This window comes from Alienimonas sp. DA493, from assembly GCF_043951915.1.
In the GTDB taxonomy this organism is placed as follows: domain Bacteria; phylum Planctomycetota; class Planctomycetia; order Planctomycetales; family Planctomycetaceae; genus Alienimonas.
On the sequence record NZ_JBINJD010000086.1, the window covers coordinates 1 to 21,263 of the forward strand.

The 21,263-nt window shown below is 70.5% G+C and carries 13 protein-coding genes; 2 read left to right on the plus strand and 11 right to left on the minus strand.

Translation table 11 applies throughout. The features are described from left to right. Window positions 1–54: 54 nt before the first annotated feature. The 11 genes from ACG2DA_RS13650 to ACG2DA_RS13700 form a co-directional block, all read right to left on the minus strand. Entirely contained in the window at window positions 55–1,479 is a 1,425-nt protein-coding gene (locus ACG2DA_RS13650; RefSeq protein ID WP_395256333.1) for a DUF1501 domain-containing protein, read from the minus strand. A 6-nt stretch (window positions 1,480–1,485) separates the two neighbouring features. Further along, window positions 1,486–4,305: a PSD1 and planctomycete cytochrome C domain-containing protein gene (locus tag ACG2DA_RS13655; protein ID WP_395256334.1), complete on the minus strand. Its 2,820-nt coding sequence runs from the start codon at window positions 4,303–4,305 to the stop codon at window positions 1,486–1,488. 143 nt (window positions 4,306–4,448) lie between these two features. Further along, window positions 4,449–6,293: an Hsp70 family protein gene (locus ACG2DA_RS13660; RefSeq protein ID WP_395256335.1), complete on the minus strand. Its 1,845-nt coding sequence runs from the start codon at window positions 6,291–6,293 to the stop codon at window positions 4,449–4,451. Window positions 6,294–6,492: 199 nt separating this feature from the next. Next, entirely contained in the window at window positions 6,493–7,911 is a 1,419-nt protein-coding gene (locus ACG2DA_RS13665; RefSeq protein WP_395256336.1) for a sigma-54-dependent transcriptional regulator, read from the minus strand. 159 nt (window positions 7,912–8,070) lie between these two features. Beyond that, on the minus strand, window positions 8,071–8,793 hold the full coding sequence (locus ACG2DA_RS13670; protein WP_395256337.1) for a sensor histidine kinase: 723 nt from the start codon (window positions 8,791–8,793) through the stop codon (window positions 8,071–8,073). Between the two features lie 80 nt (window positions 8,794–8,873). Then, window positions 8,874–11,027 carry a polyribonucleotide nucleotidyltransferase gene (pnp, locus tag ACG2DA_RS13675; protein ID WP_395256338.1) on the minus strand — a complete coding sequence of 718 codons (2,154 nt, stop codon included), beginning with the start codon at window positions 11,025–11,027 and terminating at the stop codon, window positions 8,874–8,876. Between the two features lie 294 nt (window positions 11,028–11,321). Then, a complete protein-coding gene (gene rpsO, locus ACG2DA_RS13680) occupies window positions 11,322–11,591 on the minus strand; it encodes a 30S ribosomal protein S15 (protein WP_395256339.1) in 270 nt (89 codons plus the stop codon). 131 nt (window positions 11,592–11,722) lie between these two features. Further along, window positions 11,723–13,114, minus strand: a complete 1,392-nt coding sequence (locus tag ACG2DA_RS13685; protein WP_395256340.1) for a DEAD/DEAH box helicase — start codon at window positions 13,112–13,114, stop codon at window positions 11,723–11,725. A gap of 206 nt (window positions 13,115–13,320) precedes the next feature. After that, window positions 13,321–15,417 (minus strand): ATP-dependent zinc metalloprotease FtsH, encoded by a 2,097-nt coding sequence (gene ftsH / locus ACG2DA_RS13690; protein WP_395256341.1) that lies wholly within the window; start codon window positions 15,415–15,417, stop codon window positions 13,321–13,323. Between the two features lie 78 nt (window positions 15,418–15,495). Continuing rightward, window positions 15,496–17,094, minus strand: coding sequence for an AAA family ATPase (locus tag ACG2DA_RS13695; RefSeq protein WP_395256342.1), 1,599 nt, complete (start codon window positions 17,092–17,094; stop codon window positions 15,496–15,498). A gap of 74 nt (window positions 17,095–17,168) precedes the next feature. Then, window positions 17,169–18,029 carry a glycosyltransferase family 2 protein gene (locus ACG2DA_RS13700; protein WP_395256343.1) on the minus strand — a complete coding sequence of 287 codons (861 nt, stop codon included), beginning with the start codon at window positions 18,027–18,029 and terminating at the stop codon, window positions 17,169–17,171. Between the two features lie 53 nt (window positions 18,030–18,082). On the opposite strand from ACG2DA_RS13700, the gene ACG2DA_RS13705 reads away from it, so the two are divergent. After that, window positions 18,083–19,249 (plus strand): DUF4432 family protein, encoded by a 1,167-nt coding sequence (locus tag ACG2DA_RS13705; protein WP_395256344.1) that lies wholly within the window; start codon window positions 18,083–18,085, stop codon window positions 19,247–19,249. A gap of 254 nt (window positions 19,250–19,503) precedes the next feature. Next, complete coding sequence (locus ACG2DA_RS13710) at window positions 19,504–21,234, plus strand: 30S ribosomal protein S1 (protein ID WP_395256345.1); 1,731 nt, start codon at window positions 19,504–19,506, stop codon at window positions 21,232–21,234. Window positions 21,235–21,263 lie beyond the last annotated feature (29 nt).

The following is a 21,263-nucleotide window of genomic DNA, read 5'->3' on the forward strand; positions in this document are numbered from 1 at the left end:
ACGCCCGCCGCCTCGGCGTGCAATGCCGGAAGCGCCCGGTCCGCGGAGCGGACCCTACGCCAGCAGTTCGCCGATCACCTCGCCGCCGAACTGGCTCAGCTGCTTGAACCGGCCCGAACTAAAATAGGTCAGCCGGTTGTCGTCCAGACCGAGCAGGTGGAGCAGGGTAACGTGCAGGTCGCGGATCGGGTGGACGCACTCGACGGCCTCGGCCCCCAATTCGTCGGTCGCCCCGACGGTGGCGCCGGCGTTCACCCCGCCGCCGGCCAGCCAGACGGTCATGGCGTTCGCGTTGTGGTCCCGCCCGTAGGCGATGCCGCCGCGCGGGGCGTTGTCCGGGGAGCGGCCGAACTCGCCGGTCCAGACGACCAGCGTTTCCTCCAGCAGGCCGCGGCGTTTCAGGTCCGTCAGCAGGGCGGCGATCGGTTGATCGACCTGCCGGACGAGGTTGCCGTGGGCCCGGCCGATCTGGTCGTGGGAATCCCAGGTGCCGTGGTAGAGCTGCACGAACCGCACGCCCCGCTCCACCAGCCGGCGGGCCAGCAGGCACTTGCGGCCGAATGCGTCCGTGTCCGCCCCGCCGACGCCGTACAGGTCCTTCGTCGCCTGATCCTCGGCGTCGACGTCGATCAGCCCCGGCACCCGGGCCTGCATGCGAAAGGCCAGTTCGTAGCTGGCCACCCGGGCGGAGAGCGTCTCCGCGAACGGGTCTCCGGCCGCGACGCGCTCCGCGGCGTGGCGGCGGTTTAGTTCGGCCAGCAGGTCGAGGTTCCGCCGCTGGTGGTCCCGGGTGATCCCGGCGGGCGGGGCGAGGTTGAGAATCGGCGCCCCCTCCGCCCGCAGCGGCGTGCCCTGATAGCGGGCCGGCAGGAAGCCGCTGCCCCAGTTCGCGGCGCCGCCCTGCGGGTGGCTCACCTCCGGCAGGACGACGAACGCCGGCAGGTCGGCGTTCAACGAGCCCAGGCCGTAGGTCACCCACGCCCCCACTGCCGGGTCGCCGCCGAAGCGGTTGCCGGTGTTGATGTGGGCCATCGCCGTCGGGTGATTGACGCTCTCCGCCTGACAGCCGCGGTAGAAGCAGATCTCGTCCGCCAGCCCCGCCAGGTGGGCCCAGTCGGTCGACATGTCCGCCCCGCTCGCCCCGGCCTTGCGGAAGCGAAAGGGGCTCTCGACGTAGTACCGCTTGCCGGACTCCATCGCGGAGAAGTTCTCGCCCTCGCGGCGGAACTCCTTGAGGTGCAGGTCGCGGAGTTTCGGCTTGGGGTCGAAGGTGTCGATGTGGCTCGGCCCGCCCTCCATCGTCAGGAAGATGCAGCGCTTCGCCTTCGCCGCCCGGTGCGGCAGCGGCCGGGCGTCCTCCCCGTCGGCGCCGCGGGCCTCGTCGGCGAGCAGCGCCGAGAGGGCCAGACCGCCCACGCTGGCGCCCAGGGAGAACAGGGCGTCGCGGCGGGGCACGGCGGCGGGCGGGGGAACCGACACGTCAGCTCAATCCAGGTAGAGGAACTCGTTCGCGTTCAGCAGCACCAGGGCCACCTCCGCCAAACCGCGGGTGCGGGCGTCGGCCTCGGCCGGGCCGAGGTCCGGCACGAAGTCGGCGGCCTGTTCGAGCGTCTCGACGTAGCTGAACCGCTCGCCGGTGTTCTCCTCGACGGCGTTGCGGACCACCTTGGTCGGCGGGCGGACCGGGTCGAAGTGCAGGCTGGCGTGACGGGTCGTCATCGCGTGCCAGTGGGCGAGGCAGGCGTCCCGCTCCGCGTCGTCCGGCGGGCGGCCGAAGGCCCGCCGGAACAGGGCGACGACGGCGTCGGCGTCCTGCTCCGGCGCGTCCTCCAACACCGCCGCGGCGGCGGCGAGGGCCCGGCCGTACGTGTTGCGGCCGTTCAGCAGGGCGAGGGCCTGCGGGGCGACGATGCTGGTCTCCCGCCGCTCGCAGGGCGCGTCCGGCGTGGGGGCGTTGAAGGTCTCCAGCAGCGGGTCGCGGAGCCCCCGCAACTTGAGGGCGTACAGCGTTCGGCGGTGGCGGCGGCGGGGATCGGGGTTCGGCTGCCAGGCCGGGGCGAAGGTGCCCATCACCTGTCGCGGTTGCAGGGCGACCTCCGGCTCGATCTCCGGTCGCACCGGCACGCCGCCGATCGCCGGGTTCAGCTCGCCGGAGAACGCCAGCATCGCGTCCCGCAACTCTTCCGCGGTCAGCCGGCGGGGCCGGGCGGCGGCCAGCAGTTCCCCGTTCGGGTCGGCCGCGGCGACGGCCGCCGGGTCCGGGTGCAGCGAACGGCGAGCGTAGGCGTCGGAGAGCAGCAGCGCCCGCACCAGCGGCTTCGTCCGCCACCCGCCCTCCACCAAGCGGGTCGCGAGATGATCCAGCAGTTTCGGGTGCGTCGGCTCCGCCCCGCCGGCGCCGAAGTTGTTCGCGTTGGCGGCCAGGCCGCGGCCGAAGACCCACTGCCACAGGCGGTTCGCGTAGACCCGGGCCGGCAGCGGGTTGGTCGGGTCGGTGAGCCACTCCGCGAGCGCCAGCCGACGGCCGGTCGTCGTGGTCGGAACCGGGTCGGCGGCGTCCGGAGCGGCGGCCAGCAGGGCCGCGCTCAGCACGCCGGGCTCGACCGGCTCCCCCGGGCTGAACGGGTCGCCGCCGGTGAGGATCGCGGACGGTTCGACCTCCCCGGCCGTCCGGTCCTCCGGCAGGCGGAGCGGCGCCATCACGGGCTTTCGCGGCGGGCTCGCCCCGCTGTAGACGGTGAAGGCATACGGCTCGTAGGCGTCCAACTCCCACCGATGCCGCTGGATCGCCTTGCGGGAGACCCGCTCCAGCCCGAAATCGATCGGGTCCAAGTCGACCGTCTTGGGGGCGATCAGCTCCTCCGGCACACCCTCCTTCTGCTTCTTCCAGCGGGGGGCGTACTCCAGCCCGCGCTCGGCGTACCACCGCTTCTCGAGGTCCGTCTTCTTCCGGTCGATTCGCTGCTGGACCGCCTCGGCGGCGGCGATTCGCTCCCGCAGGTAGCGGGGTTCGCCGTGGTCCCGCGGGTCTTCGCGCGGGTGGAAGGGGACCGCCCGCTCGGCGAACTGGGTCGTGGCGAAGCTCGCCTGAATGGCGTAGTAGTCGCGGGTGGGGATCGGGTCGAACTTGTGGTCGTGACACCTCGCGCACTGCAGCGGCTGGGCGAGGAACGTCTGGCCGACCGTGTCGGTGACGTCGTCGAGGAACTGCTGGCGGGTGATCCTCGCCACGCTCATGCCGGTGTGCTCCCACGGCCCCATTCGCAGGAAGCCGGGGGCGATTAAGGCGTCGATCCCCCCCGGCGAGTCCGCCGCCAGCGCCCCGGAGTCGACCAGTTCGTCCCCGGCGAGTTGCTCCGTGAGGAAGCGGTCGAACGGCTTGTCGTCGTTGAAGGCTCGAACGACGTAGTCCCGATACCGCCAGGCGTTCGGCCGCTGGAAGTCGTTGGCGAGTCCGCCGCTGTCGGCGTACCGCACCACGTCCAGCCAGTGCGTGGCGAACCGCTCCCCGTAGTGCGGGCTGGCGAGCAGTCGGTCGACCACCGCGGCGAACGCGGCCCGGTCGTCCCGCGGGTCGGCGAGGAACGCGGCGACCTCCTCCGGGGTGGGCGGCAGCCCGGTCAGGTCGAACGTCGCCCGGCGGATCAGCGTCCGCCGGTCCGCCCGCGGGGCGGGGGGCAGTCCGGCGGCGGCCAGCCGGGCGTTGAGGAAGGCGTCCGCCGGGTCCGCCGGCGGGGCGAAGCCGGGCGGCGTCGGCGGGACCGGCGGGTTCCCGATCGGCCGGTAGGCCCAGACGTCGGCGGGCTCGTAGCGGCGCTCGGTCCAGTCGTCGGAGAGCCCCCCGCTGGTCGGCACCCGCACGCCGGCCGCGTGGGCCGCGCGGATTGCCGCGACGGTCGCTGCGTCCGGCCACGGGGCGCCGGCGTCGATCCAGTCGCGGACGGCCCACCGCTGGGCCTCAGTCAGCCGGTCCGTCTCCTTCGGCGGCATCCCGTAGCCGCCCTCCCACTTCAGCAGGTCGAGGACGGTCCCGGCCGCGTGATCGCCGGGGACCACGCCGGGGTCGCCGGTCTCCCCGCCGGCCAACAGACCATCCCGGGTCGATAGATCGAACGCCCCCTTCAGATCGTTTTCGTCCGCCCCGTGACAGGCGAGGCATTTCGCCGCGAAGAGCGGCTGCACGTCCAGGGCGAACAACTGCTCCCCCTCGGTCCATCCCTCCGGCTCAGCCGCGGAGGCCGGGGGCAGTCCGCCCCCGATCGACGCGGCCGCGGCAAGCAGGCAGCGGAGGGCGAGGCGGCGCAAGGGCGATCGGCATCGGAGTTCAGCGATGCGACCACGATCCCCCGACGGTACGCGGCTGTCAACGTGCGGGTCCGTCCCGCGGCTCCAACGACGGGCGGAACGGAGGACCCGCCGACGTCCGTCTTCCGTCCGCGGCGGACGCTTCAGCGGGGGTGCGGCATGAGCCGGGCGAGGCGCTGGCGGGCTTCCGTCTCCTCCTTCGACCCCGGCGAGGGCTTCAGCGGTTCGACGGTGAGGGGGGCGAGATCGTGGTGCCGCCCCCGCGGGCCCGCCGGTCCGGCGCCGAGCACCCGGTGGGCGGAGACGTGCGGGGCGTTGCGTTCGTCGAGGGCGATGTCGACCGTCACCGGGCTGCGAACCGGCAGGCCGGCCGGCAGGCCGGTGATGCGGTACTCGCCGAGCCGGTCGCAGTCGGCGGCCTCCGGCCGTTCGCCCTCGACCAGCCGCAGGCGGATGCCCTCGGCGTCGGCGACGGTGGTGCCGAAGGTCATCTGCACGGCGGTCGGCAGGCGGACGCCGCGGGGCAGGACGACGTGGTTCAGCCGGCGGCCTGGCGCCTCCGGGTCCTCGATCTCCACGCCGACGGAGTGGGCGCTGACCTCCTCCAGCGTGATCGCCCGCAGCCGCCGCCGCACCCGGGCCGGGACGTCCGGCGGGGGGCCGTCGCCGTTGGCCCCGGCGGTGGCCCGCAGCATCGCGGCGTAGACCGCGGCGCCCTCGGCGACGGCGGTGCGGGGGTCGGGGAAGGCCTTGCGGGCGGCGTGGTCCGGCGTGGCCCGCGTGCCGAACAGGTCGCCCAACATCCGCCGCACCGCCGGCATCGCCGCCGCCCCGCCGACCGGCAGGATCACGTCGAGGTCGTCCGGCTCCAGCCCGGCGTTCTCCAGCAGGAACTCCGTGAGGTCCCGGGTGCGGCGGAGCAGGTCCTTCGTCAGGCCCTCGAACCGGTCGCGGGTGACCTCGAAAGCGTCCTGCCGGCCGGCGACGACCACCGGCACGGTGCTGACCGGTTGCCGCGAGAGCCGGAGCTTGGCCCGCTCGCACTGGCCGAGCAGCCGTTGCCGCGACCGCCAGCGGGTGAAGGGGTTGTGGCCGTGCTTCTCCCGGAAGCGGTCGGCGACGTCCTCCGCCAGGGTTTCGGTCCAGTCGCGGCCGCCCAGGTGCGGGTCGCCCTCGGCGGCGACGATGCGCAGTTCGTTGCGGCGGGTGCGGACGATCGCGGCGTCGAAGGTGCCGGCGCCGAGGTCGTAGATCAGCGCGTGCCGGGTGCGGCCGACCGGCTGGCCGTCGGCGGCGGTGTCCTTCCAGAGCCAGGCGAGGGCGGCGGCGCTGGTTTCCGAGAGCGTGTCCGCCACGTTCAGCCCCGCGATCCGCCCGGCCGACCGGACGGCGTCGCGGGGGGTGCGGGTGAAGGCGTGGGGCACGGTCATCACGACCGGGGCGTCCTCCGGCCGGTCGCCGGCCGTCTCCCGCGTGAGGCCGCGCAGCAGCGCCGCCCCGAGAAACTTGGGCGACACCGGTCCGCCGCCGACCCTCATCGCGGCCCCGCCGCGGCGGTAGGTGCTGCCGGACTCCTGATAGGTGCGTTTGAAGCCGGCCATGGCGACCGGGCGTCCGTCGGGGTCCTCGCCGTCGGAGTCGCAGTCGGGCTCGTCGTCGTCGAAGCAGCCGTTCCCGCCGTTCCGCCCGGCGTCGCCGAAGCAGCGCCCCAGCGTGAGCCGGTTCGGGGAGACGTTTACGGCGGAGGCGGTCCGCAGCTCCCCCCGGGCGTTGGGCTGCACGTGGGGGGCGCCGTCGGGGCCGAAATCGGCGAGGGAGCTGCTGTCCGTGCCGAAGTCGATGCCGACCGGCAGGGGCCGCGGGCGGCGGGGGCGGTTGCCGCGCCGGTTGCGGCGTCGATTGCGGGGGCGACCGCCCCCGGCGAAGCCCGCGCCGTTCGATCCGTCCGATCGGTCGGCGGGCCGTGAAGAGTCGGCGTCGGCCGTCATTCGCTTGCCTGTTCGTCCCCCCGAAACCCCGCCGACTCCTCTGCCCGCGGGGGCGCCGCCGGTCCGTGGCGGGAGGGCCGAACTTAGGCCGCGCGCGCGGGGCTGTCCAACCTCCGCGGCGAGTGAATATTGACCGGCGTCGACGGTTGCGAACCGGGCCCCGGGGCGTCATGGGGCCGGGCTCCCGCCGAGCGTGGGGTCAGTTCAAGCCCCATTCTTTCAGCTTACGATACAGGGTTCTTTCGCCGATCCCGAGCAGCTTGGCGGCGTCCTCCCGCTTGCCGCCGGTCACCTCCAGCGCCCGCTCCGCGTAGAACCGCTCCACCTCGGACAGCGGCCGGCCGATCAGGTGGTCCGAGCCCCCGCCGGCGCCGCGAGCGACGGCGGCGTCGTCGCCCTCCTCCGGCGCCAATCCGGCGACCTCCTCCGGCAAATCGCCGGCGTCCAACAAGCCGTCCGTGTCGAGGACCACCATCCGCTCGACCACGTTGCGGAGCTGCCGGATGTTGCCCGGCCATTCGTAGCTCATCAGGGCGGTGCGGGCCCGCCGGGTGAAGCCGACGACCTCTTTGCCGTATCGCTCCGTCAGGTCCCGCAGGAAGTAGTCGAGCAGCAGGGGGATGTCGCCCCGCCGGTCCCGCAGCGGGGGCAGGCGGATGCTGATGACGTTCAGCCGATAGTAGAGGTCCTCGCGGAACTCCTTGTCCGCGACCATCCCCAGCAGGTCCGCGTTGGTGGCGGCGAGCAGGCGGACGTTGATCGGGATCTCCGTGTTGGAGCCCAGCCGGGTGACCTTCCGGTCCTCCAGCACGCGGAGCAGTTTGACCTGGATGTCGGCGGGCATCTCGCCCACCTCGTCGAGGAACAGCGTGCCGCCGTTGGCGTACTCGAACTTGCCGATCCGCTTGCTGCTGGCCCCGGTGAAGGCGCCGGCCTCGTGGCCGAACAGTTCGCTTTCCAGAATGTCCTTCGGCAGCGCCGCGACGTTCAGGGAGACGAACGGCTTGTTCTTGCGGGGGCTGTTCTGGTGCAGGGCCCGGGCGACGAGTTCCTTGCCGGTGCCGCTCTCGCCGGTGATGAGGACGGTGGAGTCCGTCGGGGCGACGTTCTTCAGCACCTCGATCACCTGCCGCATCGGCCCGCTGGTGCCGACGACGCCCTCGAAGCCGAACCGTTCGTCCAGGCGGCGGCTCAGTTCCGCGTTCTTGCGGGCCAGCCGGATGCGCTTGGCGGCCTGCGTGACCGCGGCCCGCAGGCGGGCGACGTCCAGCGGCTTGGCGAGGTAGGTGAATGCGTCGCGCTGCATCGCGTCGACCGCGCTGTCCACCGTGCCGTAGCCGGTGACGACGATCACCTCCGCGTCCGGCAGTTCCTCCTTGGTGCGTTCGAGCACCTTCAGCCCGTCGGCGCCCTCCATCTTCAGGTCGGTGATCACGACGTCGAACACGTCCTGCTCGACCGCCGCGACGCCCGCCTTGCCGCCGGCGACCACGGTGCATTCGCAGCCGACCGGGTCGAGGGCGTCGGCGACGGTCTCCGCGTGGGCTTTGTCGTCGTCCACGATCAGCACGCGGATCGGAACGCCGGAGAGGTCGTCGTCGGGGGGGGAGTCGGGCATCGGCGTATCTTTCGGGCCTTCATCAATCACGCAACTGGACACTTCTCCCCTCGACACTCGGGGCGACGCTCTGCGTCGCCCCGAACGGGACGCGGAGCGTCCGGCCGCTCTGCGGCCCGTACGTCCCGACGCAGAGCGTCGGGACGAGGAACGACCCTGTCAGAGGAGGGTGGGCAGGGCGACGTGAAACGTGGTGCCGGTCGGGCCGCTTTCGCAGTGCACGCGGCCGCCGTGCGCCTCCACGATTTTCTTCACCGTCGGCAGGCCCAGCCCGCTGCCTCCGGGTTTGGTGGAGAAGAACGGGTCCCACATCGTGGACAGGGCCTCCGCCGGCACGCCGGGACCGTTGTCGGCGACCGTGAGCTCCACCGCCCCGCCGGCGGGGCCGACGAGGATCGGGCGGGTCGCCACCTCGATGTGCGGCTGCGGCGTGGCGTGCTCCACGAGCGCCTGCTGGGCGTTCAACGCCAGATTGAGCAACGCCTGCCGCATCAGTCGCACGTCCAGCCGCACCGGGGGCAGGTCGGCCGCCGGAACGAGGCTCAGCCGCACCCCGGCGGAGGCGGCGGCGGGGCGGAAGAACTCCGCGAACTCCCGCACCAGCCGGTTCAGATCGGCCTCCTTCAGGTCCGGCTCGCCCGCTTTGGCGAAGGCGAGGAAGGCGTCGAGGATCTCCGACAGGTGCCCGCACTCCCGCTGCACGGTCCGCAGCATCCGCTTGCGGCGGGCCGTGGGGCGATCGTCGGCGTCGTCCGGCTCCGTGCCGCCCAGACTCTCCGCCAACAGTTCGAGGTTCAGCCCGATCGTGGAGAGCGGGTTGCGGATCTCGTGCGCCAGTCCCCCGGCGAGGACGGCGATGTCGTGGGGCGTGTCTTCGGTCATGGGGGTGATCAGCCCGGAAACGGGAGCGACCCGGACGCTGGGAGCGTCCGGGTCGCTGACTCACGGGGACGCGGTGAGGATCACTCGTCTTCGTCGTCGACCTCGTCCTCGTCGTCGGAGACCAGCAGGGCTTTCCGCGACAGCTTCACGCGGCCCTGGTCGTCCACGGCGATGACTTTCACCTCGACCGTCTCGCCCACCTTGACGATGTCCGAGACGTTTTTGACGAAGCCCTCGTCCAGCTCGCTGATGTGGCAGAGGCCGTCCTTGCCCGGGGCGATCTCGATGAACGCTCCGAAGTCCTTGATGCTGGTCACCTTGCCGTTGTAGATGCGGCCGACCTTCACCTCTTCGCCCATCGCCTCGACGCGGGCCAGGGCGGCCTCGGCGCCGGCGGCGTTGTCGCTGGCGATGACCACGGTGCCGTCGTCCTGCACGTCCAGCGTGGCGCCGGTCTCCTCCTGCAGGGCGCGGATGTTCTTGCCGCCCGGGCCGATCAGCAGGCCGATCTTGGACGGGTCGATCTTCGTGGAGAGCAGCCGCGGGGCGGTCGGGGAGAGCTCCGTCCGCGGGCGGCGGATGGCGCCGAGCATCGACCGCAACAGCGTGATGCGGGCGTCTTTGGCCTGCTTCAGCGTGTCCCGGATGATCGCTTCGGAAATCCCGTCGATCTTCAGGTCGAGCTGGATGCCGGTGATCCCCTTCTGGGTGCCGGCGACCTTGAAGTCCATGTCCCCGAAGTGGTCTTCGTCGCCCATGATGTCGGTCAGGAGCGTGTACTTCTTATCGGACTCCTTCACGAGGCCGATGGAGATGCCGGCCACCGGCTGGGTGATCGGCACGCCGGCGTCCATCAGGCCCAGCGTGGCGCTGCACACGGAGGCCATCGAGCTCGAACCGTTCGATTCGAGGATGTCGCTGATGCAGCGGATCGTGTAGGGGAACTTCTCCGGGTGCGGCAGCACCGGGTAGACGCTGCGTTCGGCCAGCACGCCGTGGCCGATCTCCCGGCGGCCGGGGCCGCGGATCGGGCGGGTTTCGCCGACGGAGTAGCTGGGGAAGTAGTAGTGGAGCATGAAGCGTTCGCTGTGCTCCCCGAACAGGCCGTCCACCCGCTGCTGGTCGCGGGTGTTGCCCAGCGTGATGGTGCACATCGACTGCGTTTCGCCGCGGGTGAACACCGCGGAGCCGTGCACGCGGGGCAGCACGCCGACTTTCACGTCCAGCGGTCGCAGTTCGTCCGGCTTGCGGCCGTCGATCCGCTTGCCGTCCAGCAGCAGGTCGCGGACGACGTCGTGCTCCAGCTGGTAGAAGGCGGCCTTGAACTCCGCCCGGGTGCCGCCGTTGGAGGCCTCCTCGGCGTCGCCCTCGAAGTGGTCGGCCATCAGCTCGTTGCGGAGCTCCTCGACGGCCTCGGCCCGGTCGGCCTTGTCGCCGCTGGTCTTGGCCTCCTTCAGGCGGTCGTACCCGTCCTTCTTGAGAGCCTTGGCGAAGGGGTTCTCCGGCGGGCTGGTGAACTTCGCCTTCTTGATGCCGAGCTTCTTGGCAAGCTCTTCCTGCATCTCGCACAGCTCGGCGCAGGTCTTGTGGGCGAACATGATCGCGTCGACCATGTCGTCCTCGGGGATCTGACCGGCGAAGCCCTCGATCATCAGGACGCTGGTCTTGGACCCGCCGACGATCAGATCGAGATCGCTCATGGCCATCTCCGCCTGGGTCGGGAAGAGGACCAGTTCGCCGTCGACGCGGCCGACGCGGACGCTGGCGATCGGGCCGTCGAAGGGCACCGGGGCGAGCATCAGGGCCGCGGAGGCGCCGAAGGAGACCAGCGGCGCCGGGTCGTTCTCGCCGTCGCTGGCGAGCACGTTGGCCATGACCTGGATCTCGTCCTTGTAGCCCTTCGGGAAGAGCGGACGGATCGGCCGGTCGGTGACGCGGGCGGTCAGGATCTCCTTGGTGGTCGGCCGACCCTCGCGCTTCAGGAAGCCCCCGGCGAACCGGCCGGCGGCGGCGAGGCGCTCGCGGTAATCGACCTGCAGCGGGAAGAAGTCGATGCCCGGCCGCGGCGTGCCGCGCTGGGCGGCGACGAACAGCACGGTGTCCGCGAACTGCAGACGGATCGCCCCGCTGGCCTGCCGGGCGAGGTCGCCGGTGCTCAGCGACATCGTGCGGCCGCCGATCTCGCGTTCGACGGAGACGGGGGACAGGTCCAACGACTTGGGCTTGGACGGCATGGAGATCTCTTCCGCTCTCTGCTTGTTAAACCCCGGCCCGGCCGGGGCGGTTTGGTAGGGGGCGGCGCGAACCCGTCGACGGGGTTCGGCGTCCGCAGTGGGGGGGGGACGATCGATTGACGATCCGGCGACGACCCGCGAAGTCGCCGTGACGAACGACAGCGTCCGACGTCGCGGGCGTCGGCGCAAACAAAAATTCGGCGTTCCCTCGCCGTAAACGACGGCCGACGCTCCGCGCGGCTCCAACCTGATAGACAAACGCCCCCGCGACGGTCGCGGGGGCGGGGGCCGAAACTACTTCCGCAGGTTCAACCGGGTCAGCAGGTCCCGGTAGGTGGCCGGCTTGGTCCGCTGCATGTAGCGGAGCAGGCGACGGCGGGTGGACACCAGAGCCAGCAGCCCGCGGCGGCTGGTGTGGTCCTGCTTGTGCTCCCGGAGATGCTCCGTGAGGTTGTTGATGCGTTCCGTCAGGACCGCGATCTGCACTTCGCTGGACCCGGTGTCGGCGTCGTTGCGGCGAAAGTCAGTGATGACTTCGTCTTTACGGTCTCTCGTGATCGACATACGGGCCGGGGGCGGGGCGTCTGCAAGCGTGTGTTACGGGAAGGCGACGATGGTAGCGAGATGCTTCCGTCCCGCAACCGAGCGCGCCGGTTCGCCGCCCCCGTAAAGAGAACGGCGAACGGAGGTTTGGTTCAGCTCCCGCCGAACAGCGGGCTGGTCACCTTCTTGACCGGGATCACCGTCGCGTCGTGGTCCTGCACGCTCTTGCGCACCACGGGGCGGGCGGCCTCGTAGTCCTTCAACTCGTAGGTCGGCAGCACCTGGGAGACGCGGATCTCGATCTTCGTCAGCTGATCGCCCTGGTCGCGGGAGACGAAGGTGATCGCCCGGCCGTTGGTGTCCGAGGACATCCGGCCGGTGCGGCCGATGCGGTGGACGTAGTCGTCCTGGAACTCCGGCACGTCGAAGTTGACGATGTGGCTGATCCCGGAGATGTCGATCCCGCGGCCGACCACGTCGGTGGCCACGAGCATCCGGATCTTGCCCTCGCGGAAGGCCTGGAGGGTCTTCTCCCGCTTCCGCTGGTGCAGGTCGCCGTGCATCATCGCACAGCTGGGCAGCTTACGGCTAAACCGCTCGAACAGCTTCTCAGCCCCCCGCTTGGTGCGGGTGAAGACAAGGCACTGCTTCGGCTTTTCCTGCTTCAACACGTGGAGCAGGGCGCCGTACTTGCGATCCGGGTCCACGGTGAGCACGAACTGCTCGATCATCTCCGTGGCGACCAGCGCGTCCTCGCTCATGTCGACCCGCTCGGGGTTCTTCATGAACTTGGCCGCCAGCTCCTCCACCTCGGGGGGCATCGTGGCCGAAAGCAGCAGCGTTTGCCGGTCCTTCGGGCATTTGCGGAGGATCTTCTCGATGTCCGGGCGGAACCCGTCGTCGAGCATCCGGTCCGCCTCGTCCAGCACAGCGAAGGCGACGTTCTCCAGGCCCAACTGGCCGCGGCCCATCAGGTCCATCACCCGGCCGGGGGTGCCGACGACGACCTGGGCTCCCTTCTTAATCTTCTCGATCTGCGGCCCCATCGGGCGGCCGCCGACGATCACGACCGTCTTCACCCGACCGCCGGAAAGTTTCCGCATCTCCTGAGAGACTTGCTCGGCCAGTTCCCGCGTGGGGGCGAGGACCAAGCCCTGGATGACGGTGCGGTCGAGGTCCAGCTTTTCGAGCAGCGGCAGGGTGAACGCCGCCGTCTTGCCGGTGCCGGTGCGGGCCTGACCGCTGCAATCGCGGCCGGAGAGGGCGATCGGCAGGAACGCCGCCTGAATCTTGCTGGGCCGCTCAAAGCCGATCTCGTCCAGCGTGGCGAGCGTCGCTTTCGACAGTCCGAGGTCGGCGAAGGTCGGGCCGCTCTCGGCGGCCTCTTTCTCGTCGTTCGACTGGCTGCGGGTCCGTTTCGCTTTCGAGTTCGCCCTCGAGGACTGGGGCGAATCAGCCGCGGGGCGGCGGCGAGTCTTGGCGGTGGGGGAGGTTTTCGCGGTGCGGCGGGCCGCGGGCCGTTTGGCCCGGGTGGAGGTGGGCATAAAGTCCGAAGTGAGGTGCGGCCGGTTCGGCGTACTCGGGGCCGTGGCGGCCGGGATGGGGGCGGGGGGAAAACGGGCGCCGGGCTACTCCACCGGCTGCAAAGGGGGACGACGTGCGGTTGTCGCAGGGTTGAAGAACGCGATCCGCGGCGTCGTCGAACGCCCCCCGCGGGGCGCGTCAAGGGTAGGTGTCGCCCCGAACTGCGTCAATCCGCGACGCTCGCCGGCTCCGGTTCCGCCGGCTCCCGGGTCGGGTCGTCCGTCCTCTCGGCCTGCCCGGTCTTCGCCTCGGCGCCGGACTGGCCGTTCATCCGATGGCGGTCCTCCGCCTCGGCCCGGGCGGCCTCGGCGACGTCGTCCGGGTGGACCTCCCGCTCGCCGAGCAAATCCCCCATGTCCTCCCGGCTGATCGACTCCCGGTCGAGCAGCATCTGGGCGATCCGGTCCAGGTCCTCCCGCCGTTCGGAGAGGATCTCCGTCGCCCGACGCATCGCGTCCAGCAGCACGGCCCGGATCTCGTCGTCGATTTGCCGGGCGGTTTCGTCGCTGAAGTTGCGGCCGGTCTGCATCTCCTTGCCGAGGAACGGGTGCGTCTCCCCCTGGCGGAACGCGACCGGGCCGACCTTCTCGCTCATGCCCCAGTGGGCGACCATCTTCCGGGCGAGGCTCGTGCTGCGGTTGAGGTCGTCCTCGGCGCCGGCGCTGTATTCGTCGAACACCAGCTTTTCCGCGGCCCGGCCGCCCATCGCCATGGCGAGGTGGTCCCGCATGCGGCGCTCGCCGAAGTGGTGCCGCTCCTCGTCCGGCAGCAACTGGGTCACGCCCAGCGCCCGACCGCGGGGGATGATCGTCACCTTGTGCACCGGGTCGAGCGTCGGCAGCACCCAGGCGATCAGGGCGTGGCCGGCCTCGTGGTAGGCCGTCATGCGGCGTTCGTGGCCGGACATCATCTCCTCGCGGGCGGCGCCCATCAGCACGCGGTCGCGGGCCTCTTCGAAGTCGTCCATCGTGACCGCCTTCCGCTCCGCCCGGGTGGCGTGCAGGGCGGCCTCGTTGACGAGGTTCTTCAACTCCGCCCCGCTGAAGCCGATCGTGCCGGCGGCGATGTCGTCCAAGTCCACCTCGGCGGCCAGCGGCACCTTTTTGGTGTGCACCTTGAGGATGCCGACCCGGCCGGCCTTGTTCGGCTTGTCCACCTGGATGTGCCGGTCGAACCGCCCCGGGCGGAGCAGTGCGGGGTCCAGCACGTCCGGCCGGTTCGTCGCGGCGATGACGATGACGGCCTCGGACGGGCTGAAGCCGTCCATCTCGCCGAGGATCTGGTTGAGGGTCTGCTCCCGCTCGTCGTGTCCGCCGCCCAGGCCGCTGCCGCGCTCGCGGCCGACGGCGTCGATCTCGTCGACGAAGATGATGCAGGGACTGGTCTCGCGGGCGGTCTTGAACAGGTCCCGCACCCGCGACGCCCCCACGCCGACGAACATCTGAATGAACTCGGACCCGTTGATCGAATAAAACGGGACCTTCGCCTCGCCGGCGGTGGCCTTCGCCAGCAGGGTCTTGCCGGTGCCGGGGGAGCCCATCAGCAGCACGCCCTTGGGGATCTCCGCCCCCAGCCGGGTGAACTTTTCGGGAGCCTTGAGGAACTCGACGACCTCCTTCAGTTCGTTCTTGGCCTGCTCCATCCCGGCGACGTCGTCGAACGTGACCCGCTTGTCGTCCTCGCGGAATTCCTTGGCGCCGCTCTTAATAAAGTTCCCGATCATCCCGCCGCCGCCCATCGGATCGGCGGAGCGGCGGAGGATGAGGATCATCACCAGCAGCGCCGCGGCCCCCATGCCGACGTACAGCAGGATGTAGGTGCCGGTGTCGATCTGCGTCGGCTCGCTGTGGATCTCGACGCCGTACTCCTCCAGCAGGGCGGTCAGGGCGCTGTCGCCGAGCGCCGGCAGCGGGATCACCGTCGTAAAGGCGTTCTCGAACTGGTCCTTGGGCTCGGGCCGCGTCTCCCAAAGGCCGGAAAGGCGTTCGCCCTCCATCGTCACCTCGGCGACGTTGTTCTTCCGCACCTCCTCGAGGAACCGGCTGTAGGAGACCTCGCCGGCCGTGCCGGCGCTGCGTTCGAACAGGAACAGCCCGACGGCGATCGCGATCAGGACCGCAAAGAACAGCGACGCCGAGGACCGCGGGCGGCCGCCGCCGGAGTCGCGGCGGCGTTTGCCCGACTTGCCGCGGCCCCGGAACCCGGAGCGGCGCGGCGACTCGGACGGCTCCGGGGTCGGCAGTTTGGGAGAGGGGTCGGGCATCAACCGGGCGAACGGGGGGCGAGCCGCGGCAAAGCCGCGCGTGCCGATCCGGCGTCCGGACGGCAGGAACGGGGAACCCTATTGCACGCCCGCCGAACCGGCAACGCGGACAAGGTCCCGCAGGGCGTCGATCACGCGATCCGTCAGCGCCTCGACGGGCGCGTCCGTGTCCAATCGCAGCAGCGCCGCGGCGGGCAGCCCCGCGAACTCGTCGTCGGTCGGCGGCTCCGCGACCGCGGCCTGTTGCCGCCGCACCTCCACCGTCGCATCGCTGACGTCCTCTCCCGCCGCGGCCCGCTGGGCGATGCGGCCCTCGGCGACGGCGTCGTCGCATTCGCCCCAGATGAACAGCACGGCTTGGTCCGACTGCGGCCAGTCCTCCGGCTCATCTCCTTCCCCGGCCAAATGGGCACACCGCTCGACGAGCGGGGTCCGGCGGGAGGCGGTGAGAAACGTGGCGTCCACCACCGCCGTGCCGTAACTCGTCATCGCATCCGCAGCCGCCGAGACGAGTTCCGCGTACACCGCGTCCGAAACGGCCGGATCGTAGCCGCCGTCCGGGGCGGGGGCGTCGGCCGCGACGCCCAACGCCTGTTTGCGCAGTTCGTCCGACCGCAGCCGCGAGGCCCCCAAGCGGTCCGCCACGGCCGCAGCGACCGTCGATTTGCCGGTCCCGCTCCGCCCCCCGAAGGCGATCAGGATTTCCGGCAGCTCGAACGCTTGGGCATGCTCCAAAGCGCCGAACAGGTTCCGGTTCAGCGGCGAATTCCCGTCCTCCGCGTCGGCGTCGGAGAGCGCCGCGACCTTTGCCCGGACCGCCGCCCGGTAGCTGCGGTAGAACGACAGCAACTTGTCGGACGCCGGATCGCCGGACTGCGTTCGGTACCGCCGCAGCAGCCGCTTTCCGGTGACCGGCCGCGGCCGGCAGGGGACGGCGGGGTCAATCTGGTCGAGGCTGTGGGCGAGGAAGGCGAACTCGTCCGCCACGTCCACGCACCGCAGCCGATCCCCGAAGGCGATGCCGTCCAGCGCCTTCACCCCTTCGGCGGTGAGATAGATGTGCTCCGCCCGCAGGTCGCCATGCCCGTCGCGGACGAACCCGTCCGCCGCCCGCCGCCGGATCGCCGCGTCGTGAAGCGTGAGATAGGTGAGCTGTGCGGCCCGTAGGGCTTTCACCGCCATTCGCCCGCCGGCCGGCAGTGCGGCCGCGTCCAACGCCTCCAGATTTTCGATCAGGTTCCTTCGGATCACCGCCGGGGCGCCCCACTTGGCGACCTCCGGGCCGCGGGCAGATTGCTCGAACAGCGGGAGGAGGTGGTCGAGGATCGCGTCGAGGTCCGCCGTCGTCGCTTCGCCCCGTTTCACCTTCGCTTCCAGCGTGTCCGCCTCGTTCAGGCGGAGCATTTCGAGGACCGGCTCGCCGTCCGGCAGCTCTCTCACGCCGCGGTAGACGCCGGGGGCGAAGCGGTCGTTGACGGCGTGTTCTTTCTCCAACGCGGCCCGGCGCTGCTCCCGGGTGCGCAGGTCCACGAAGCCGAAGTCGACCGGCTTGCACTGCTTCAACACGACGCCGGACCCCGGCGGCCCGGCGAGGGCCACGCGGGAGATGTGCGTCTCCTTCAATGTCGCCGGGGCGCCGGCGAGTTCCGCGGCGAGATCGAGGAGCGGGGCTTGCATGGGTAGGGTCCGCTGTGCGGACCGTCCTCGGTTGGCGTTGATCGCTCCAAGCGGTCCGCGGAGCGGACCCTACGTTAGTCCGCCAAGCCGTATCGCACGATGCACCAGATCGCGCTGACGCCGTCCTTCCAGCCGATCTTCTTGCCCTCGGCGTAGGTCCGGCCGCTGTAGGAAATGCTCACTTCGTACACCCGCGCCTTGCGGCGGGCGATCTTCGCGGTCACCTCCGGCTCGAAGCCGAAGCGGTTCGATTTGAGCGTGGGCACGATCTCCTGAATCAGCTCCCGGCGGAAGACCTTGTAGCAGGTCTCCATGTCGGTGAGGTTCAGGTCGGTGAACATGTTGCTCAACAGGGTGAGGAACCGGTTCCCCATGCTGTGCCAGAAGTAGAGCACCCGGTGCGGGCGGTCGCCGAGGAACCGCGACCCGAACACCGCGTCGGCCCGGCCGCTGACGATCGGTTCCAGCAGTTTGGGGTACTCCGCCGGGTCGTATTCGAGGTCGGCGTCCTGCACCACGACGCAGTCGCCGGTCGCCTCTGCAAAGCCCCGCCGGACGGCCGCCCCCTTGCCCATGTTGTGCGGCTGGGCGAAGGCCCGCACCGTGTTGAACTCGTCCGCCGGCGCCGCGGCGAGTCGTTCCGTCAGCGCCTTGGAGCCGTCCGTCGAGCCGTCGTCGACCAGCAAAATCTCCTTCCGCACCGGCACGTCCCGCACCCGCTGCACGAGGGCGGCGAGCGTCGCCTCCTCGTTGTAGACGGGGATGACGACGGACAGCGTGAAGCCCTCCGGGATCGCGTAGAACCCGAGCAGCTGGCAAGCGGTCGGCCCGAGGGAGTCTTCGAGTCGCTGATACCACGCCGGGCTGAACGCGGGGCCGCCGACGTCGGTGGAGCGACGCCGCGGCGTCGCTTCGGTGGCGGTCGGAGGGGGCATTGGGGCAAGGTTAGCGGCTCCCGCTCCGACCGTCCCGGCCAGTTCCCAGACCGATGCCCGCCGCCCAATACTCGATCCGCTCCACCCACCTCGAAGAGGCGGCGGAACCGACCGCGGCGGGCGACGGCGGCGGCTCCGTCGAGCGGAAGGCGCTCGTCACCGGCCCCGCGGCGGGCATGGATTTGCTCTCCGCCAATAACGGCCGCTTTTCCGCGTTCGTGCTGCCGCACCGGGGGATGGGGCTGTACGGCGTGCACGCGGCGGACGGGCCGACCACGTTCGGTTGGGATTCTCCGGCCGGTCCATCCCCGCGGCACCCGGCCTTGGTAAACCTCGCTGAACGCAACGGCCTCGGCTGGCTGGACGGGTTCAACGAACTCCTCGCCCGCTGCGGGCTCTCCTGGATGGGCCCTCCGGGGGACGATCCGGACGGCAACCCGACCGAGAACCCGCTGACCCTGCACGGCCGGATCGCCAACATGCCGGCGGACCGGTGGGAGATGCGGAAGGAGGAGGACCGGCTGATCGTGGAGGGCGATGTCAGCGAACGCACGCTGTTCGGCTCGAACCTCACGCTGCACGCCCGGTACGAGGCGGAGGTCGGCTTGCCGGAGCTGCACCTGACGGACACCGTCACCAACGCCGGGGACACGCCGGCGGAGCTGATGCTGCTGTATCACATCAACCAGACGCCGCTGGGCTCGCGGGTGATCGTGCCCTGCGAGGAGGTGATCCCCCGCGACGCTCGGGCCGCGGAGGGCGGCAGCGACTGGGAGGGGCCGCAGAACTGGGCGACCCTCGGCCCGCCGACGCCGGGGTTCGCGGAGCAGGCGTACTTCATCCGGCCCCGCCCCGACGCCGACGGCCGCGGCCGGATGCTGATGCCGGCGGACGACGACTCCGTCGCGCTGGAGGTGCGATTCGACATGAACACTCTGCCCTACGCGGCGCTGTGGAAGCAGCTCGGCGGGCGGCGGGACGGGTACGTCGTCGGGCTGGAACCCTGCACGGCGTTCCCGAACCACCGCAGTTTCGAGCGCCGCCACGGCCGCGTCGTCACCCTCCAACCGGACGAAACGCGGGTGATGAAGCTCACGCTGCGGTTCCTGACCGAACCGGAGGAGGTGCGGGAGGCCGTCGAGCAGGCCGAGGCGCTCGCGGCGGACCCGCCGACCGTTCACGCCGACCCCCAGCCGGGCGACTGCCCGGCCGCCGCATAACGCCGGGGCCCCGGGGGACGCCGGCGGGACGGCGGATTCGTCCGCAGAATCCGCGTGAGCGGGCTAGCCGCCTGCGCTGTCGTTCACTATCGTTCGGGCTCCCCGTCGCGGCCCCGTCGTGCGCGGTTCCCCCATCCCGTTTCACCCCTAACCCCCGCGGTTTGCTCCCCGAGTTCCCAGTGGCCTGTGACGGCCGGGACGGGTGACGCGACCGCCGCCCGGCGCCGTTCCGGGCATGAAAGCAATCACTTCTTATGGTCGATCGGAACCTGTTCCGCGAATTCGACGTCGATGACGAGGCGCTCGACGACGCCCTCGGCGAAGATTGGGAAATTCCTGACGAGTTATACGTCAAAGAGGCTGTCGATCCCGAGCAGATCGTCACCGGCACCGTGCTCCGCCTGAACGGCGACGAGGTGCTCATCGACATCGGCTACAAGTCCGAGGGCGTCTGCCTGGCGGACGAGTGGACCGAGGAGGAAGGCCCGCCGAAGCCCGGCGACGAGGTCGAAGTCCTGATGGAGGACCTCGACGAGAGCTTCGGCATTCTGCTGCTCTCCAAGCGCAAAGCGGACCGCATCCGCGAGTGGGAAGCCGTCACCAACCAGTACGGCGAAGGCGACCAGGTCAGCGGCAGCATCCTCCGCAAGATCAAGGGCGGCCTGCTGGTGGACATCGGCGTCCACGTGTTCCTGCCGGCCTCGCAGGTCGATATCCGCCGCCCGCCCAGCATCGACGCCTGGGTCGGCCGCGACATCGAGTGCATGATCCTCAAGGTCGACGAGAACCGCCGCAACATCGTCGTCTCCCGCCGGAAGCTCATCGAAGAGCGCCGGGCGAAGATGAAGGAAGAGCTGCTCGCCCGCATCACCGAGGGCGACATCGTCACCGGCGAGGTCAAGAACATCGCCGACTTCGGCGCGTTCGTGGACCTGGGCGGGATCGACGGGCTCCTTCACATCACCGACATGTCCTGGGGCCGCATCGGCCACCCGACGGACATGGTCTCGATCAACGACAAGATCGAGGTGAAGATCCTGAACATCGACCGCGAGAACGAGAAGATCGCGCTCGGGCTGAAGCAGAAGTTCCCCAGCCCGTGGGACAACATCGACGAGAAGTACCCCGTCGGCACCAAGGTCGCCGGCGAGGTCGTCAACGTGATGACCTACGGCGCCTTCGTGAAGCTCGAAGACGGGATCGAGGGCCTGGTTCACATCTCCGAGATGTCCTGGACCAAGCGGGTGAACCACCCGAACGAACTGGTCCACATCGGCGACGAAGTGGACGTGGTGGTGCTCGGCATCAACCACCAGAAGCAGGAGATCAGCCTCGGGATGAAGCAGACCCAGGCCAACCCCTGGGACGACATCCTCAAGAAGTACCCCGAAGGGGCGAAGGTCTCCGGCACCGTCCGGAACCTCACCAACTACGGGGCCTTCGTGGAGCTGGAGGAAGGCATTGACGGTCTTCTTCATGTTTCCGACATGTCGTGGACGCGGAAGCTCACCCACGCCAACGAGATGCTCCAGAAGGGCGACCGCGTCACCTGCGAGGTGCTCTCGGTCGACGAGGACCGTCGCCGGATCGCGCTGGGCCTCAAGCAGCTCGACGGCGATCCGTGGAACACCACCATCCCGGAGAAGTACTCCCCGGGGTCGATCCACAGCGGCACCGTGGCGAAGGTCACCAACTTCGGCGCCTTCGTCGAACTGGAGCCGGAACTGGAAGGCTTGCTGCACGTCTCCGAACTGGAGCGGGCCGGCAAGACCCCGACCGTCGGCGAGCAGCTGGACGTCCGCGTGCTGCGGGTCGACAGCAACGACCGCAAGATCGGCCTCTCCCTGAAGCTGGACGCCTCCGAGGAGGAGTTCGAGCAGCAGGTCCGCGAGGCCGAGGAACTGTCCACCGCCCAGAAGAACGAGAACCTCAAGGGCGGCACCGGCGAGGAAGGCCCGCTGTTCTCCATGCCCGGGCAGAGCTGAGCGTCGATCCCCGGTGCGCCGTCCTCGTC

What these genes read in the sequence shown, in the direction of transcription:
- ACG2DA_RS13660 (WP_395256335.1), bottom strand. Translation starts at nt 6,293, where the DNA reads ATGACGGCCGACGCCGACTCTTCACGGCCCGCCGACCGATCGGACGGA.
- ACG2DA_RS13665 (WP_395256336.1), bottom strand. Translation starts at nt 7,911, where the DNA reads ATGCCCGACTCCCCCCCCGACGACGACCTCTCCGGCGTTCCGATCCGC.
- ACG2DA_RS13670 (WP_395256337.1), bottom strand. Translation starts at nt 8,793, where the DNA reads ATGACCGAAGACACGCCCCACGACATCGCCGTCCTCGCCGGGGGACTG.
- pnp (WP_395256338.1), bottom strand. Translation starts at nt 11,027, where the DNA reads ATGCCGTCCAAGCCCAAGTCGTTGGACCTGTCCCCCGTCTCCGTCGAA.
- rpsO (WP_395256339.1), bottom strand. Translation starts at nt 11,591, where the DNA reads ATGTCGATCACGAGAGACCGTAAAGACGAAGTCATCACTGACTTTCGC.
- ACG2DA_RS13685 (WP_395256340.1), bottom strand. Translation starts at nt 13,114, where the DNA reads ATGCCCACCTCCACCCGGGCCAAACGGCCCGCGGCCCGCCGCACCGCG.
- ftsH (WP_395256341.1), bottom strand. Translation starts at nt 15,417, where the DNA reads ATGCCCGACCCCTCTCCCAAACTGCCGACCCCGGAGCCGTCCGAGTCG.
- ACG2DA_RS13695 (WP_395256342.1), bottom strand. Translation starts at nt 17,094, where the DNA reads ATGCAAGCCCCGCTCCTCGATCTCGCCGCGGAACTCGCCGGCGCCCCG.
- ACG2DA_RS13700 (WP_395256343.1), bottom strand. Translation starts at nt 18,029, where the DNA reads ATGCCCCCTCCGACCGCCACCGAAGCGACGCCGCGGCGTCGCTCCACC.
- ACG2DA_RS13705 (WP_395256344.1), top strand. Translation starts at nt 18,083, where the DNA reads ATGCCCGCCGCCCAATACTCGATCCGCTCCACCCACCTCGAAGAGGCG.
- ACG2DA_RS13710 (WP_395256345.1), top strand. Translation starts at nt 19,504, where the DNA reads ATGGTCGATCGGAACCTGTTCCGCGAATTCGACGTCGATGACGAGGCG.